Here is a 659-nt window from a genome sequence, read left to right on the forward strand (position 1 = left end):
CACTTCTTTATCTATACCTTTACTAAAACCGTGAATTGGGTGAGATACCATGAGGTTAAGCAGGACATACTGCTTAAGGTAATCAACATCATTAAAGAGCACGATGCAGATATCGCGTTCCCTACTCAGACGCTTAAGCTTGATCCTATACAAATGGTAAAAGCGGAAGAGCAAGAAGATCACGGCTTCTAGTTCTCACCAATACCCAAATAATCAAGCCCGCAGTGTTTAAGCGGGCTTTTTATTTTTCTTCGCATGAAGTGGTTATTGTTGCGTTAACACCATACGTGCATTCAGCGGTTGGATTGGGCGATTGTTTTTCCCCATTACTTCCGAAAAAGATTTTATCTGCTCAGGAGAAATAGTTTGTGCTTCTTTCATCACCAACCAACGTACACCTTCAGAGCATGGCGGTGTCGTTAGTGAGCCGTTAAAGCGGTAGTAGTCTTTATCACTTGGGATAAGGGCATCAGCATCAAATGGAACCTTGATGGTAACGTCTTGATCTTTAGTTGGAATGTTAGCTAGCATCTTAGCTAGATCTGGGTTCGCGTCACCCAGTTTAAAGAACACCGCGACAACAGCTAGATGACCTACTTTGTCGGCATGCACAAAGTGTACTTCTAGTGGGTATTCTTTACCATCCACATGGTTTTCAG

1 protein-coding gene and 1 pseudogene are annotated in these 659 nt (G+C 42.8%); one reads left to right on the forward strand and one right to left on the reverse strand.

Going from position 1 to position 659, the window contains the following annotated elements:
- Nucleotides 1-192 (forward strand): annotated as a pseudogene (locus tag IQR33_RS02860) (mechanosensitive ion channel family protein); the annotation flags it as partial.
- Nucleotides 193-264: 72 nt separating this feature from the next.
- Here IQR33_RS02860 and IQR33_RS02865 read toward each other — a convergent pair.
- Nucleotides 265-659 (reverse strand): carbonic anhydrase family protein (locus tag IQR33_RS02865; protein WP_193843505.1); only part of this gene is annotated, 395 nt, incomplete at its 5' end.

It is taken from the genome of Vibrio sp. OPT46 (genome assembly GCF_015163535.1).
GTDB classification, from domain to species: Bacteria; Pseudomonadota; Gammaproteobacteria; order Enterobacterales; family Vibrionaceae; genus Vibrio; species Vibrio alginolyticus.